The sequence below is a fragment of the Bartonella sp. AC535YNZD genome (genome assembly GCF_042196625.1).
Lineage (GTDB): Bacteria > Pseudomonadota > Alphaproteobacteria > Rhizobiales > Rhizobiaceae > Bartonella.
Map to the genome: position 1 here is coordinate 1 of NZ_JBHIQP010000004.1, position 16,065 is coordinate 16,065.

At 34.4% G+C, this 16,065-nt stretch carries 16 protein-coding genes, 2 tRNA genes and 2 pseudogenes; 10 read left to right on the top strand and 10 right to left on the bottom strand.

Annotated elements, in window-relative coordinates:
- Window positions 1–1,252: 1,252 nt before the first annotated feature.
- From ACFIM8_RS03645 to ACFIM8_RS03660, 4 genes are all read left to right on the top strand, one after another.
- Window positions 1,253–1,504, top strand: coding sequence for a hypothetical protein (locus tag ACFIM8_RS03645; protein WP_375606618.1), 252 nt, complete (start codon window positions 1,253–1,255; stop codon window positions 1,502–1,504).
- Window positions 1,468–2,208 (top strand): hypothetical protein, encoded by a 741-nt coding sequence (locus tag ACFIM8_RS03650; RefSeq protein ID WP_375606721.1) that lies wholly within the window; start codon window positions 1,468–1,470, stop codon window positions 2,206–2,208. The genes ACFIM8_RS03645 and ACFIM8_RS03650 overlap by 37 nt, the downstream gene beginning before the upstream one ends.
- 578 nt (window positions 2,209–2,786) lie before the next feature.
- A complete protein-coding gene (locus tag ACFIM8_RS03655; RefSeq protein WP_375606619.1) occupies window positions 2,787–3,137 on the top strand; it encodes a type II toxin-antitoxin system RelE/ParE family toxin in 351 nt (116 codons plus the stop codon).
- A gap of 1 nt (window position 3,138) precedes the next feature.
- A complete protein-coding gene (locus tag ACFIM8_RS03660; RefSeq protein ID WP_015856199.1) occupies window positions 3,139–3,462 on the top strand; it encodes a helix-turn-helix domain-containing protein in 324 nt (107 codons plus the stop codon).
- Between the two features lie 166 nt (window positions 3,463–3,628).
- Here ACFIM8_RS03660 and ACFIM8_RS03665 read toward each other — a convergent pair.
- A pseudogene (locus tag ACFIM8_RS03665) lies at window positions 3,629–4,129 on the bottom strand (hypothetical protein); the annotation flags it as partial.
- Between the two features lie 65 nt (window positions 4,130–4,194).
- Between ACFIM8_RS03665 and ACFIM8_RS03670 the strand changes: the two are divergent.
- Together ACFIM8_RS03670 and ACFIM8_RS03675 are read left to right on the top strand one after the other, a co-directional pair.
- Window positions 4,195–4,503, top strand: coding sequence for a type II toxin-antitoxin system RelE/ParE family toxin (locus ACFIM8_RS03670; protein WP_375606620.1), 309 nt, complete (start codon window positions 4,195–4,197; stop codon window positions 4,501–4,503).
- Complete coding sequence (locus ACFIM8_RS03675; protein ID WP_375606621.1) at window positions 4,484–4,768, top strand: addiction module antidote protein; 285 nt, start codon at window positions 4,484–4,486, stop codon at window positions 4,766–4,768. Before ACFIM8_RS03670 ends, ACFIM8_RS03675 begins: the two co-directional genes overlap by 20 nt.
- A gap of 34 nt (window positions 4,769–4,802) precedes the next feature.
- On the opposite strand, the gene ACFIM8_RS03680 is transcribed toward ACFIM8_RS03675, so the two are convergent.
- Both ACFIM8_RS03680 and ACFIM8_RS03685 read right to left on the bottom strand, forming a co-directional pair.
- Window positions 4,803–5,183 (bottom strand): hypothetical protein, encoded by a 381-nt coding sequence (locus ACFIM8_RS03680; protein ID WP_375606622.1) that lies wholly within the window; start codon window positions 5,181–5,183, stop codon window positions 4,803–4,805.
- An 11-nt stretch (window positions 5,184–5,194) separates the two neighbouring features.
- The gene (locus ACFIM8_RS03685; RefSeq protein WP_375606623.1) at window positions 5,195–5,521 is read right to left on the bottom strand and encodes a hypothetical protein; all 327 of its coding nucleotides are present in this window, start codon (window positions 5,519–5,521) and stop codon (window positions 5,195–5,197) included.
- Between the two features lie 216 nt (window positions 5,522–5,737).
- Here ACFIM8_RS03685 and ACFIM8_RS03690 point away from each other — a divergent pair.
- Window positions 5,738–5,869, top strand: a pseudogene (locus ACFIM8_RS03690) (integrase); the annotation flags it as partial.
- A gap of 1,063 nt (window positions 5,870–6,932) precedes the next feature.
- Here the strand turns inward: ACFIM8_RS03690 and ACFIM8_RS03695 are convergent.
- From ACFIM8_RS03695 to ACFIM8_RS03715, 5 genes are all read right to left on the bottom strand, one after another.
- Window positions 6,933–7,009, bottom strand: a tRNA-Arg gene (locus ACFIM8_RS03695).
- A 39-nt stretch (window positions 7,010–7,048) separates the two neighbouring features.
- Window positions 7,049–7,354 (bottom strand): ETC complex I subunit, encoded by a 306-nt coding sequence (locus ACFIM8_RS03700; protein WP_375606624.1) that lies wholly within the window; start codon window positions 7,352–7,354, stop codon window positions 7,049–7,051.
- A gap of 89 nt (window positions 7,355–7,443) precedes the next feature.
- Window positions 7,444–7,520, bottom strand: a tRNA-Pro gene (locus tag ACFIM8_RS03705).
- 711 nt (window positions 7,521–8,231) lie between these two features.
- Entirely contained in the window at window positions 8,232–8,921 is a 690-nt protein-coding gene (gene hdaA, locus ACFIM8_RS03710; RefSeq protein ID WP_375609379.1) for a DnaA regulatory inactivator HdaA, read from the bottom strand.
- Window positions 8,918–10,129, bottom strand: a complete 1,212-nt coding sequence (locus tag ACFIM8_RS03715; RefSeq protein ID WP_375606626.1) for an AI-2E family transporter — start codon at window positions 10,127–10,129, stop codon at window positions 8,918–8,920. Before ACFIM8_RS03715 ends, hdaA begins: the two co-directional genes overlap by 4 nt.
- 158 nt (window positions 10,130–10,287) lie before the next feature.
- Between ACFIM8_RS03715 and purM the strand changes: the two genes are divergently transcribed.
- Window positions 10,288–11,379 carry a phosphoribosylformylglycinamidine cyclo-ligase gene (gene purM / locus ACFIM8_RS03720; protein WP_375614529.1) on the top strand — a complete coding sequence of 364 codons (1,092 nt, stop codon included), beginning with the start codon at window positions 10,288–10,290 and terminating at the stop codon, window positions 11,377–11,379.
- On the top strand, window positions 11,376–11,987 hold the full coding sequence (gene purN, locus ACFIM8_RS03725; RefSeq protein ID WP_375614530.1) for a phosphoribosylglycinamide formyltransferase: 612 nt from the start codon (window positions 11,376–11,378) through the stop codon (window positions 11,985–11,987). Before purM ends, purN begins: the two co-directional genes overlap by 4 nt.
- A 284-nt stretch (window positions 11,988–12,271) precedes the next feature.
- Here the strand turns inward: purN and ACFIM8_RS03730 are convergent, their stop codons facing one another.
- The gene (locus ACFIM8_RS03730) at window positions 12,272–14,806 is read right to left on the bottom strand and encodes a response regulator (RefSeq protein WP_375614531.1); all 2,535 of its coding nucleotides are present in this window, start codon (window positions 14,804–14,806) and stop codon (window positions 12,272–12,274) included.
- Window positions 14,807–15,024: 218 nt separating this feature from the next.
- Here ACFIM8_RS03730 and ACFIM8_RS03735 point away from each other — a divergent pair, with 218 nt between their 5' ends.
- Window positions 15,025–15,501, top strand: coding sequence for a hypothetical protein (locus tag ACFIM8_RS03735; protein WP_375614532.1), 477 nt, complete (start codon window positions 15,025–15,027; stop codon window positions 15,499–15,501).
- Window positions 15,502–15,558: 57 nt separating this feature from the next.
- Here the strand turns inward: ACFIM8_RS03735 and dksA are convergent, their stop codons facing one another.
- Window positions 15,559–15,975, bottom strand: coding sequence for an RNA polymerase-binding protein DksA (gene dksA, locus ACFIM8_RS03740; RefSeq protein WP_375606631.1), 417 nt, complete (start codon window positions 15,973–15,975; stop codon window positions 15,559–15,561).
- Between the last annotated feature and the right edge of the window lie 90 nt (window positions 15,976–16,065).

The following is a 16,065-nucleotide window of genomic DNA, read 5'->3' on the forward strand; positions in this document are numbered from 1 at the left end:
ATTTGGATTGCCTTTAAGAGATTATATCGTAATTTAAAATGATAGCTTTATCCTTTTCAAAAGCTTTGTTTAAAGAGGGTTATGTATATTCATTTTCTTATATTACTTATAGGTTTTGAATGTTTTCACCCCCCCCCAAAACCCTTACAAAACATAGAGCATTAGTTGAATTTATAGGTTGTACTATTGATATAGGTTGTTTTTTGAAAAATTGATAAAAAATAATATATTGAAATATAATGACTTTTATTTTTTATTGAAAAATATGTAAAGGGGGGCGTAAAAAGCACCTCCAAAACTCATAACCATAATGGTCTTGATAGCATTTATTATGATTATAATCCCTTTCTTTTGAAAGGCTTTAAAAGATCACATACTCTCATAAGACATGTTTTAATCATTCACTAAATGATCACTTTTGTCGATTCAATGTACTGACACAAACTGACAAATATATATTTACAGTTGTATTTATTTGTTATTGTTGTTTTAATAAGTTGTATTTTGAAAAATTGATAAAACTTAACTTATTGAAATATAATGATTTTAATTTTTCTCATTTGAAAAAAATGATATAGGTTCTAAAAAGAACTGACAAGACTGACAAAAGTTTATTAAAAGGGACTTTGCTCATCTCTATAATGATCAGTTTCTATTGAGATGTTTTCATAACAAGCAATAAATCACAATTATCCTATTTATCATTTCTCTTATGAACATGAAAAATGATGCCATGGCTATAAAGAACATAACAACTATAGAGAAAGCAAAAATGCAAATGAAAGCATTTGTTATAAGAGCGCGGTGCTATTAAGGTTGTTTAAATTAGAGCCCCTTATAAACAAAATTCACAAAAAATTTAAAATTCATTTAGTAAAAAAATGATAGGTTATAAAGCTAAAAATACGCATAATGAGAGCTTTTCTAAATATTATAAATGTATAGATTCAGAAAATAACGCAATCGTTTCATAAAACCTATAATATAGCTTTAAAAGCATATAAATATAAAAGAAGCAATTAATAAGCATAAGATATTATCAATACATAACGTATTTAAAAAATAAGAAAAAACATAAAAAAGATAAAATATTGTTTGACAATAAATACGTATTTTGTTATATAAATACTCAAGTGATGAAAACACTTAAACCGTAAGCGGATAGGTTACGAAACAGCCTCTCCCATGTCTTTAAAATACTGGCTAGCTTTTATGCTTTTGTTAGTATATGAGAATTTTGTCGGGCGTGGTTATGCCATACAATACCCATTTATGGGAAAAGCATAACAACGGACTTACGGCCGTGTTTTCAACGCCCGATGCTCTTATAGAGTGTCAATTGAAAACGTTATTAACCCGTAAGGTTTTAATTATGATAAATATCTCAAAAAACACCCCCGTTATCTCTAATATTGCGAATGAGACCGCGTCTGTTAATCAACAAGAGCCTGCAAAAAATACGAATTTATTGATGATTGTGAATATATCGATGGTCATTTTTTAACTCGAATTAGAGCCTTAAGAGATTTTGATGATGTCAAAAAAGGCGATTTAGGGGGGTATATTGAAAATGAAAGCAACTTATCTCATGAAGGTAATTGCTGGGTGTATGATGAGGCTTGTGTCTATGGTCATGCAAGAGTGTATGAAAATGCAAAAATACGCCATTTTTCTCAAGTCTGTGGTCAAGTTTATGGCAATGCTGAAGTCTATGGAAAAGCTTTTATCTCTCAATATGCTAAAGTTTATGACCATGCTTTTGTCTATGGCAATGCTCATGTTTATGGCAATATTTATGGTAATGCTCATGTGAATGGTAGTGCCCGCATTCTTGCTGATGCTCATATTTATGATCATGCGCATGTTTCTTATGATGCTACGGTTTTTAGTTATGCACGCGTTTATGGTCATGCCAAGGTTTCTGGCTTGGCTTGTATTTATAGCCATGCAAAAATTTATAATTATGCTGTTATTAATGGTCGTGCAAAGATTTATGGCAAGGTTTATGGGAATGCTTGTGTGAGTGGCTCTTGTGAGATTTATGGCTCTGTTTATGGCAATGCTAAAATCTCATATTGTGCAACGATCTGGGGGCGTGCTTATGGCAATGCAAAAATCAACAAAAAAAGCAAAGTAAGGTTGGTTCCAAAAAATTGTGAGGTGTATGAAAGAGATAATGTTATCAATATAACTGATAAAACAGAATAAAAAGAGATATGGGGGGGCGTGCATTCTTTATGGTTATAAACGCATATAAAATGCATTGCTATAAACATATCATAAAAGAGAGAGTAACATAAAAAAAGCCGTGTCAAATGATATGACGCGGCTTTCAAATAGCGTTTCTTATTGATTAAAATGAATCATCCACAATGGAGTAATGAATGCATATATACAAAACGTATCATATTGCAAGCGCTCTATGAGAGATATGAAAACTTATCAAAAGAAACGTAAATGATGCATATGATCTTTAATCACTCATTTGAATGAGAGAGCCTATAAAACGCTTGTTATGGCTATCAAACGTATCAAACAAATCAAAACGCTCGGTAGCTTTTACAATCCAATCAAAAGCAAATGCATATTAAGTGAATGTCTTGTAAAAACGTTCTTTTTAGCTCGCAAGCATTGGTTTTCAAAAGCAGCTTTTCATAAAACAAATAAACAATTATGGTTTTTTGTTACCATTTTTATCAAGTCAATTTTATTAATAATAGTTATTAAAAAATCACAAAATTAGAATAACCACTTGAAAATATACCCATATGGGTATATTAATAATCATGAGTAAAATAAAACGTATCATATGGCTTGGTTCTTCACTCAAAGATATAAAAAGTCTTCCTGATCTTATTCAACAAAGGATTGGTTATGCTCTTTATCTTGCTCAGATAGGAGATAGAGGAGAAAATGTTAAGGTTCTCAAGGGGTTTGGATCTGCCAATGTTCTAGAAATTATTGAACGCGATATTCAAGGAACTTATCGCGCTGTTTATACGATAAAATATAAAAAATCTCTTTATGTGTTGCATTGTTTTCAGAAAAAATCGACCCGTGGCATTGCAACACCAAAACCAGACATTAATCTGATTAAAGAACGTCTCAAGTTAGCAAAACAATTAGAAGGGAATTAAAATGATCAATGTTTTTCACGGTAGTTCCAATGTTTATGCGGATCTTGGCTTTTCAGATTCCAGAGAGATGCTTATCAAAGCGCAACTTGCTCATAAGATTAGTCAAATTCTGAAAGAAAAGAACTTAACACAAAAACAGGCTAGTCAACTTTTGAAAATGACTCAACCAAAACTGTCTAAACTCTTAAGTGGAGAATTTCGAGGAATTAGTGAAATGAAAATGCTTGAGTGTTTGGCAAAATTGGGAAACGATATAAAGATTATTGTTAATCCGAAAGAAGTTAAAACGCTTGAAGGACATTTTGAAGTTGTTTTTTCTTCTTAAACTTCTTTATGATTAGCTTTTTGGGGTCTATTCATGCATGGCAATCTTATATAAAAAATAGTCAAATGAATCACGTATAAAAGTGTGGATTCTTAAGTGGATTCATATAAAATAATTACAAACAACCTATTGACTTTATTGTATTTTTTGATATTATACTGAGTACTATCTCTGATAAACGCAATGGAGAGAGAATGAGTTGAATCTGATAGGCTCTATCCGGCGTGGGATAAAGATATAATTTCCTATCAAAATAACTGTAACAAACCGGCGTTCCTTGCTGCTCTGATGATAACAAAGGCTCTAAAGAAACATGATCCTTACACTCCAATGCAAACTTATGATGTTGATCAGAACTCAGATAAACGTTTTTGATTTTAACAGCTGTTTCAATAGGGCGGGTAGTGCTTGCATCATAAACACCTTGTCCCGCCCGTGTCTCAAACACCACATCACGGCTTTCGTTAAAGTAAAAGGTCTCTCGTTCACAAAAACGAATAGCTGCAAAAATGCTTTCTTGGATTTGATGAACATACTCATCGGCTATGTCATCAATCTCATCTTGAATGACCGACACTAAGTGCGAAAGTGTTCTCTTATGACGATAAACATCTCGCTTTACAGGTATCGATCCTCCGGTCTTAACCCGAATATAATGACGTGTCATCAAAATACCTTTCTGTGAGGAATATTATTATTGACATTATACATTATGTGTATTACAGTGCACTAATGGTGTTCATTCATAAAACGATAGAATTTGATACTTGGCTTAAGAAACTTAAAGATAAAAGCGTTAAGGCTATTATTCTTCAACGTGTTATACGCTTAAAACAAGGTCTTCTCGGTGATGTTAAATTCTTTAATGGCATAGGTGAATTACGTATCCACTATGGTGCTGGTTATCGAATTTATTTTATCCAAAAAGGCTCTGATTTTATCCTTTTGTTATGCGGTGGAGATAAATCAACGCAGAAAAGGGATATCGAACAAGCATTAAAGTTAAAAGAGGAGTACAGTGATGAAAATAACCCCATTTAAACCAGAAGAATATCTTGAAGACATTGAAGTACAACAAGCATTTCTCAATGAAGCCTTCAAAACTGGTGATGCTGCTCATATAGCGGATGCCATTGGTATTGTTGCTCGCTCTCAAAATATGCGTGCTTTAGCAAAAGAAACCAATCGAGAACGCAGTGGATTATACCGCTCTTTAAGCAAAACAGGTGACCCTAAACTTTCTACCTTAGTCGCTGTCTTATCTGCCCTTAATTTACAACTCTCTGTACAATCTGCTAATTCATAAACTGAGAGGAGTTAATAGATATCTCCTCTCAATTTTAGTGATTGGTTACGAATTCAACGACTATACTTGCTTGACCAGCTTGTACCGTTTTGTCCGCTTTAGCATAGAGAGTAAGTTCTTCATCATAAGGGACAAATTCCTTCTGATTGGTGGGCTTAACTTCTTTGACTGCCTGCTGTTTGATTTCTGCTTCCCCAAACTCAGTCCCTCCAGCAGTGCTGCCTATTTTTACCTTCGTGTCCGAAAATGCTGTCTTAACATATACTTTGATCGAAGTAATCAAAGCACCACGAGGTAGCGTACCTATTCTCATAGCGTTTTCTTTATCTTCATAGCTAAAATTAAGCCGCAAAAAGCTTACCTGCTGCGTATGAAGACTTCTCCCTTGCAAGGGCTGTGGTAAATAATCTGCCATGTCTTATCCCCTCAATGATTTGTCACGAATTGCACAACCACAATACATTCACCAGCATCAGTGGTTTTATCTCGTGTTGCATAAAGGGTCATTTCTTTATCCTCTGGAGTAAAAACCTTTTGGTCTGTTGGTGTAAAATCTTGCGTATTTTGGGCTTTGATGTCTTTTTCACTGAACTCATTGCCTCCATAGGTGCTGCCTATCTTTAATTTTGCCTCAGAAAACGCGGTCTTGACAAAAGCCTTCATCGAAGTGATCAAAGCGCCACGAGGCAAAATTCCGATTTTTTCCGTAAGATGCTTATCTTTATGCGAGATATTCAAACGTAAGAAACTCACTTGTTAGGTATGTAGATTTCTCCCTTGTAATGGCAAGGTATTGATTTATAATGATAATATAGCGTTATTCATATTGAATTAGAAACCCGAATAACGTAGGATTCTCTCATTTCAAACCTGCTTATCTTGAATCAATCAAAATCACTCATTTGCACATAACAAGTGGGATGAGTGTATGGATCAAATTTGTACAAAAAAGGAGTAAAAACGGTCCTTATGAACCGTCTTAATGCAAGATCTGTCGCAACATTGGGGGTTGGCAAATATAATGATGGTGCCGGCTTGTTACTTCATAAGCATAAAGATGGAGGCGCTCAATGGATTTATCATTGTACTATTCACGAGCGCTAGCGTGAAGTGAGCTTTAAGAGATATCTCTTAAAACAAGCGCATAAAATGGCATTCTCCTCACACTGTATTTCTATTGAAATAATGATCACCTTGAATCGTGTGAATTTAGATCTTCAGATCTCATCTGCATAACATTTTAATGTGATTGTTATCCAATATTAAAATACCTCTAATATGATGTACAAACTATAAAGAAATAAGAAAAAACATTTGAAAATTTAAATATGAAATCTAAAAACTTAATTCTGAGATACAATCTATCTCCATTCATATAAATACACAGCATATATTCCTAAACCGATAAGACTAAGAAAACCTAAATATTGATGAATATCTATAACCACACCTGAGAAACAGTGATAATCACGTTAAATCAAATTGTCCGCAAATGCCTCTCATTGAAAAAAACAATATCTTATCTGGGCGGCACATATAACACCTTCTTATACGAAAAAACTATAAAAAAGCAATTCGTTATGAATCCACTGCTTCCAAGACAAGAAGATATTCTCCACCTCTTGTGCCGCCTGTAAATTCTCATCATAAACAGATATCGTTTTTATTCTTCAATGTTTCATAAACTGTTCTAAATCACATCCATCATGCCTTGTATATAATCAAAGTCGATCTTACTAAAGGTCATGCTGAAAAATATAATAATATTATTCATAAAAAATAAAAAAATTACAATAGATGTTTTTTTTGCAATTTCACCAGCATTAGCAGCAATGCTTAAATCTAATCTAAGAAATAAAATATTCATTTTCAGAAAAATGAAAAGAAGCTCTTAAAAAAGAATTTTTACAATCTGTTTCCTAAAGCATGTAATGTAGTAGCAACACGCGGCACGAAAATGCAATGCTATAAGTTTCAGTAATCAAAAACAATTTTTACTGAAAAAAGGTAAAACAGCATTATTTTATACTAAAACAGTCAATAGAAAAACGTTTAGCAACAAAATCAACCAAAAAACATCAAAAAGGTTCGGGATTATACAGAAAAATAAGCTAATACAATAAGAGGAAAACTCTCTTTATAGCCTATTGATATTATTTAAACATGGTGATCCCGACAGGATTCGAACCTGTGACCCACGGCTTAGAAGGCCGTTGCTCTATCCAGCTGAGCTACGGGACCCAACTGATTATTTTCTCAATTCAAAATAGCATTTTTAATTCAATGTGTCCAAGGTTGCTGCCGATCACTGCGAAAATTATCAGAATAAGAAATAGCACGTCGAATCGATGTATGTTTCTTTTCTACACGGTAAGAGATAGCATTCTTACGTGCAAAAGCAATCGCTTCTTCTTTCCTATTAAATCGGATCCTTACCTGATTATTCATATCAGACGTTGCCGTGTATCCCATAAGAGGTTCAAGCATTTTTTCTTTCATCGGCTCATACTCTAGAACCCAAAAACTTGTATTCCCCTTCCCTGACTGCATAGCTGTCTTAGCAGGACTATAAATACGTGCGATCATGTCTTTTTCCTTAAGATTAAACAACGCTTGAATGATAGTTTCTCATCACACGTACCCAATTTGGTCATTTTCACACACTCAATCAAATATGGTCGGAGCGATAGGATTCGAACCTACGACCCCCTGATCCCAAATCAGGTGCGCTACCAGGCTGCGCTACGCTCCGCCATTTACATTTACTTGATGCACATTTCCTAAAATTTTCACAACAGAAGTGCAAGAGAAAAACACACTTTTTTTAAATTTTGTTGCATTTCTTTACAAAAAAGCACATTTTTTAATTTTTTCCCCTACTCAATAACAAATTTATTGACAAATAGTAGAAAATAACCTCCGTAAAAAATCCAATCTATATTAAAAAAGAATGAATTTCTCTATAAAGACTTCATAATTTTTATCCTGTTTTAAGCAAGCTCTCACTGTATCAAAACGCATTTCACAGATACAGTTTTAGAAAAAAACAACTTAAATATCATAGAAAAATTTTCCCAAAGAGAACATAAGCCAAAGAATTCAGCTGTATTAAGCTTTTTTCTCCTCTTTTTCTATCTTCCCAAGGACTCTTTTATTAAAAACTCTAGAATCTGCGACAATTCATATTCATAAACAACAAACATTTTTTCAAAGCACAAAGGTTTCATTATAAATAAAATAAAGCGCTCTTTTTAGAAAAATTTTCAAATGCGAAGATGAAAAAAATTCAATATCATACAATAAAATCTCAAAGTTATTTAAAATAATCACATGACAAAAGTAAAAAACACTATTTTTCTCTCTTATATAGATATCCAAAAAAGAAAAAATTTAAATGACTTGTCTTTTCACATATTGAAACGATAATAAAAGGTCAGAATAGGTAAGCCGCGATAAAGAGTATTTACGGATTTCTTCTATTCAAAACTTCAGCAATAACAGCACGTGTTATTTTTCTTTTTCTTTGTAATGCCAACTGATCAACAGAATCAATAACACGCTTCAATGAAAATAAAGAACGTTCACAACGACTTACAAGGTAATAAACCGTATCTGGATGTACAATAAGTTGCCTATCGGAAAAAAGCTTAAAAGCAACAGCTGTTAACAATGCATCATCAGGCTGATTAATTTCAACGAACATCACCGAATTAAGACGACTTTTTAGATCATTTAACGTTAAATTCCAAGCGGAAGGAAGTGTTCGTGCCGTCATCAATAAAGTAGCTTGTCGTGCATCAAGATTTGTTTGCTTAATACTGTTAATTAAATGAAAAAGTTCTGTCTCATTGATTTCACCTGTATCAATATCCTCTATTAAAAATGATCTTCCTAAAGAAGCCATAGTAACAGCCTGATCAAGTTCATTGTACTGAATCCTGAAAGCATCTGCTTTTTGGAGCCATATATTAGAAAAGTGCGTTTTTCCAGATCCTTCTTTACCAACTAAAACTGCAATAGGTAAGCTCCAATTGGGCCAGTGATCAATAAGCTGAAAAGCCATACGATTACTTTCCGTTACCACTAAATCCTCAAATTGAAAAATCGGATCATAAGGAAAATTTAAAGATAATTGCGTTTCACACCCATTCATTTTAGCGGCTCCGAATTTCCGCTTCGCGAATACATCTGAGAACTCAGATAAGTATGAAGAGCAAAACGAACTAAAACGCCAACAGCCGCTGCTGCAGGAACAGCAACAAGCATACCAGTAAAACCAAAGAGTGAAGAAAAAGCAAAAAGTGAAAACATCAACCATACGGGATGTAATCCCACTGATGAACCTACAAGCTTGGGTTGAAGAATATAACCTTCAATAAATTGACCAATTAAAAAAAGTGCCATCACAACAATGATTCCTCCCCAATTATTGGGATAAAACTGGACCCATGCAATACCAACAGAAAGGAGCAAACCACTCATTGTGCCGATATAAGGAACAAAGCTAATAAGACCAATAAACATACCAATCAAAAGACTAAAATTGAGTCCTGCAATCGTTAAACCAATAGCATAATAGCCTCCCAATATGAGACAAACTGTTCCTTGTCCACGAACAAAGCCTGCAATAGCTCTATCCATTTCATGAAAAATACTACGGACGGTTTCAAGATGATCACGCGGTATTAACGAATCGATTGCTGTTACCATACGTGGCCAATCTAATAACATATAAAATGCCACCACAGGTGCCACAACAAATAGGCTAACGATATTAACGATAGATTTTCCTGACTTTAAAAGTGAATTCAAAAGAGACGTAATAAAATCCGAACCTTCGCCCAAAAATCCTTTAATATTATTCCGTAATTCATTTGGATCACTTCCAAAATAGCGCCTTAACCAATCAAAATCATGCTCAACAAAAAAGGTTTGAATACGATTAATATAAACAGGTAAACCATCACTCATAAACTGCTGTATTTGCCAACTAATAACAGGAATCAAAATAACTAAAGCAGCAACAAAGATAATAACAATAAATAAGGTAATAAGGACAGTCCCAAACACACGACGAATACCAAATTTTTCAAGTAATTGAACAATGGGATTGAGAAAATAAGCCAACACAATCCCTGCCACAAAAGGAAGCAAAATCGATCCAAAAACAAACATAAAAAGAATGAAAAAAATCAGCGTACCCAGCCAAAAAAAGATTTGTCTTTTCATATTATTCGGCAACGGTAATTGAGTATACGCTGGCACATAAGTCTTATAACGATCACGAGATGTATTCTCACTCACTTTCTTTCTCATAAGTTTCCAAGAAGACTGTCCGTGATTATCTGATATCTTGCTCATAAAATATCCTAAAAAAAACTTCACAAAGAATTATAAACAACTTCAAAATAAGCTACAAGAAAAGTTGCTTATTTTCTTATCAATATCTCTTGCAGAGAGAACTCTATCATGGCATTGCATAATATCAAAACCTGATTTTCCATTAAAGGAAGGCTCCAATGAGCAATCAAGATCTTATAAAGAATAAATCCAAAGTCGGCCTTACCTACGCAAAAGCCGGTGTAAACATCGATATGGGTAATGCCATGGTAGAAAAAATCAAACCCTTTATACGCGCTACAAAACGAGCCGGAGCAGATGCAGAAATTGGTGGGTTTGGTGGCCTTTTTGATTTAAAAGCCGCTGGCTTTACAGATCCTATCCTCGTAGCAGCCAATGATGGAGTGGGAACAAAATTAAAAATTGCTATCGAAGTAGGTCACCATAATACTGTAGGTATTGATCTCGTTGCTATGTGTGTCAATGATTTACTTGTACAAGGAGCTGAACCGCTTTTTTTTCTGGATTATTTTGCAACTGGAAAGCTCGACCCTGAACAAGGGGCGGCAATCGTTTCTGGTATTGCAGAAGGATGTAAACAAGCCGGTGCTGCTCTTATTGGAGGAGAAACTGCAGAAATGCCAGGAATGTATGCAGAGGGAGATTATGATCTAGCCGGTTTTGCTGTAGGAGCATGCGAACGCAGCAAGCTACTCCCTTCAAAAGATTTGATAGAAGGTGATGTTATATTAGGTCTAAGCTCCTCTGGAATTCATTCCAATGGCTTTTCGCTTGTTCGACGAATCATCCAGCAAAATTATCTCAAATGGAATAACCCTGCCCCTTTTTCCCCTGAAAACAGCCTTGGTATAGCACTTCTTACACCAACACGCATTTATGTAAAATCGCTTCTTCCCATCATGCGAAAATATGAAGGGATTAAAGCTCTTGCTCATATTACGGGTGGAGGCTTTCCTGAAAATATTCCACGTGTCCTTCCATCTTCTCTCTGCGCTGAAATTAATCTTTCTACCATCAATGTTCCAGCAGTATTTTCATGGATTGCCAAACAAGGTAAAATAGAAGAAACAGAAATGTTAAGAACATTCAATTGTGGTATTGGCATGATCATTATCGTAGCACAGCATGCAGCTGAAGCAATTACACAAGCTCTTGAAAGAAAAGGAGAAACTGTAACTCCACTTGGCATTTTAATAAAACGCCAAGATCAAAATAAAGGAATACTTTATAAAGGGGTATTGAATTTATGAAAAAAAAAATTGTCGTTTTTATTTCTGGTAATGGTTCGAATATGATCGCCCTTGCTCAAGCAAGCCAACAAACGGAATATCCTGCTGAAATTGTCGCTGTTATTTGCGATAATCCGCGTGCAAATGGTATTGAAAAGGCACAAAATCATAACTTACCCATTCATATTGTTGATCGTAAAATTTACAAAACAAAAGAAGAGCATGAAGAAAATATTTTTACGATTTTAGATCAATATAAACCAGATTTTCTCTGCTTTGCAGGGTATATGCGCCTTATCTCACCACGTTTTGTAAAACTTTATGAAGGACGAATTTTAAACATTCATCCTTCTCTTTTGCCTTCATTTAAAGGCTTAAACACACATGAAAAAGCTTTACAAGCAGGTGTAAAAATTACGGGTTGCACTGTTCATCTTGTTACAGAAGACGTGGATGCAGGAAAAATCCTTGCCCAAGCAGCCGTTCCAGTCTATCCCCATGATACTGCTGAGCGCTTAGCAGAAAGAGTTCTTAAAGTAGAGCATAAACTCTACCCCGAAGCCTTAAAAGCATTTATTGAAGGAAAGAGCAAAATGATAGATACGCAACAACAGCTTTTATCTTTTTGAGTGTATCAACAATCTATTAATCAGCATATTTCAATGCTTTATACATAGTTTCTGCTCAGTATCTACAATTGAAAATCTCTATGAAATGTTGACATAATAGAGCCCATCTCTTCAATAAATTTTTGCACAAAACATGTGATTTTTTTGAATTTTATTTCATTTTCAAAATTCTTCTTCTTTATTTAGTTCTATGACATTATCATAAGCTCTATTTATCAAAATGCTCTCGTATTTAGCCTAAAAAATCTTAAAATACGCACTTTTTCTATTGCATAAATTTTTGCTCATGACGAAAGTGTTTCTTTAACTGTTACAGCTAACTGTTTGAGTGTAAAAGGTTTAGATAAAAAACCAAAAACAGCATCTTGTGGAAGATTTTTAGCAAAAGCATCTTTTGCATATCCAGAAACGAAAAGAAATTTGATACCAGGATAGTTTTTACGGACTTCCTTCAATAAAGTGGGCCCATCCATTTCTGGCATCACCACATCGGAAACAATAATATCAACATCTCCTTTTTGTTCCTCAAGAATAGAGAGTGCTTCCACCCCACTTGCAGCCTCTAAAACCGTATATCCTCTCATTTGAAGAGCTCTTACCCCCCCCATTCTGACCGCATCTTCATCTTCAACCAATAAAACAGTCGCAGATCCTGTTAAGTCTATATTTTTATCTTTCTCTTCATCTTTTTCAACCTTTTGAGAAATTTCTCCTTTTATATTGGGGATATAACGGGGAAGAAAAATATGAAATGTTGCTCCTTCACCTTCTTTACTTTCACAATAAATATACCCACCGCTCTGCTTGATAATTCCATAAACCATTGATAAACCAAGTCCTGTTCCTTTTCCAACTTCTTTTGTTGTAAAAAATGGCTCAAACATTTTTTCTTGTATAGCAGCAGATATACCAGCTCCTGTATCTGAAATAGTCAATTGCACATACTCGCCAATTGCTAATCCAAGATGATTAAATTCAGCACTTTGTTGCTTTGTAATATTATTTGTCGCAATCGTAACAATACCTCCATCTAACATGGCATCACGCGCATTAATAACCAAATTCATAATAACACGCTGAAAAGATGCTTGATCAACTTCAACGCTCCACAAATCTCTTCCATGAATAATTTTTAACTGAATATTATTACCCAAAAGTGGTAAAATAAGATTGCGAATGTCTGATAAAAACTCTGTAAAATCAACTTCTTCAGGTCGAAGTGTTTGCTTTCTAGAAAAAGCTAATAATTGCTGTACAAGAGCAGCTGCACGATTAGCATTATTTTTAATATTGATCAGATCAGCATGAGCAGGATCAGAACTACGATGCGTATTTAAAAGAAGATCACACGACATTAAAATTGCTGTTAAAACATTATTAAAATCATGAGCAATGCCGCCAGCCAATTGTCCTACAGCTTGCATCTTCTGACTTTGCATCATTTTATCTTCAAGAGTTTTTTGTTCGGTTGTTTCAATCACAGAGATAATAAGCAAATCTTGCAATACATCACCATGATAGGGCGGTACAGACATAATATGGAGCCGTAAATGGCATTCTTCATTTTTTTCTAAAACAGTTTCTAGAGAAACAAAATAATTTTTATTTGTTGCAATTCTCTGAAAAGAACGCTCTAACTGCACACAATCACGACGAGAAATAACATCATAAAAATTGACAGCTTTGTCCATACATCCTGTGAGTGATGAAAAAGCTTTATTCATATGAACCAATTGCCCTGCATGATCCACCACGGCTATTGCAAAAGGACTCGCATCAAAATATTCTCCTAATATACGGGGTAATTTTAATTGATCGTCCTCTTCTTTTTGTATTTGTTGTGGAATGATCACAATACGATAAATAGCCTCCTCTTCTAAGAGAGAAGAAACAGATATAAGACAATGGAATATTTTCTCACAAGTCGTGTGTGAATTTAAACATAACGAAAGCCTATAAGGTAAAGAGTAACCTGAACTTTGATATCTGTTGGTTTGTAAACAGATATCACTCCATGAGCTCTTAGCGCCAACGCTATCAAATAACGAATCAAAATTATATTGACCAATTGAGAAATTAGCTAAATCAATTGAAAACCATTCTGCAAAAGTCGCATTGGCATAAAGAATAGTTCCTTGTCTATTAACGGATACAAAACCAATAGAAGCTTGATCCAAGTGATTGATAGCCTCTTGAAGGTTCGAGAAAAAAACTTCTCGCGTTTGTTGTAAGTGCGAAATATCAGTAATACGCCAAAATAAAAGCTTTTTTTTCTGTTTTGTGATAGGTTGAACGGAAATATTATACCAAACAGACTTTTTTGGTGTAGAATCGGTAAAAATTGGCTGTTCTACTCTTAATTCCTCTTGCGCTGCAAGATTATTACAGGCTGCAACCTTTAAGCGGTACGAGAGGGCACCAGCTCCTGGAAGATCCGCAATAACCCTATAACAAGACACTTCAGGCCTATAGGTCAGAATTTTTCGATAGTTTTGATTAGAATAATAAACAAAACCAGAAAGATCAGAGATTACAATTGCATCATCGCTCCTATTAAAGATGCTAAAATCAAAATCTTCATGCGACCACACATGATATCTTAAAATTCCCATTCCACACAAAACGAGTGTTGCAACACCGATCATTGCTAGAATCAAAAAAGATATTGATATCGCCTGTTGCAAATAGTTTTGTGTATAAAAAAAACCTAAAATACCCACAATGAAAAGAAAACCTAATACAAAAACAACACCAAAAATAACAACTCTCCGATGAAACGAAGACGCTGATCTTTCATTATTCTCAAAATCTTTATCCATCTCTCTTTGCCTTAGCTTATAGCTATTTCTTATGTCACAAAACTTCCTTTATATTCGTTGTTATGTTGTTATAAAGTATATACTATGATATTATCTAAGATAAGATCGCTTAATATTCAAAAGTTTATTTCTTACGTTATAAGTGAACCTTTTGAGGGTATGTTTATAAATTTATCTCAATAAAAAATAATATTTCCATACAAAATGGGAGAAAATCTATGTATATCTGGTTATCAGAGCAAATAGGTGTATCTGCGGCAAACATAACGATAAGCTTTTTGATTTTTTTAATAACAATCGCAGCTATTACCATAATTATCGTATTTTTACGCCGTTTAAATACAAGAAGATTCAACATTAATAGAAAAAAAAGCCTATCGCGATTAGCATTATGTGAAGTAATTTCTATAGATCGAGCACGCCGCCTTGTTTTAATCCGTTGCGATAATAAAGAACATTTGCTCCTTATTGGTGGATTAACAGATATGGTTATAGAATCCGATATTACCGGTACATCCAAAATACAAAAGAGAGAAACACACACACATCTAAATTCCACCTCTACAGAAAGAAACGATATATCGGATAAAAGTCCCTCTCCTTTTACGAATCAAGCGGTAAAAGATTCAACCATCACCGCCGAAATTGAGGGGCGGCAAGAACCATCTTTATTCATTCCTACCCCTCAAAAATAAAAATATACAATTTTATCACCACGAATTTCGTTTGTTTATCATCTTAATAACCTTACCTTAATCATCGCGATAAACTCTTTCACGTCGTTCGTGACGTTCTTGCGCTTCCAATGACAAAACGGCTATCGGCCGAGCCTCAAGACGCTTTATACTAATGGGTTCGCCGGTTTCTTCACAAAAACCGTATGTCCCATTATCAATGCGCTCTAAAGCAGCATCTATTTTTGAAATAAGTTTCCTCTGACGATCACGAGCACGTAATTCGATTGTACGATCAGTTTCACAAGAAGCCCGATCAGTCAAATCGGGTTGACCAACATTCTCTTCCTGCAAATTTTCCAAAGTCTCACGAGCTTCTTTTAATATATCATTCTTCCAAGAAACCAATTTAGCACGAAAATACGCCTTTTGCCGCTCATTCATAAAAGGCTCATCTTCACTAGGGCGATATTGACCATAAATCTCTTCGCTCATGCAATAAAAAACCTCCACATATGCTATGTGCGGTCTATATATTGTGCAATACCCATCAACACAAGAGTAAAATGTTTTTTCATAACAATC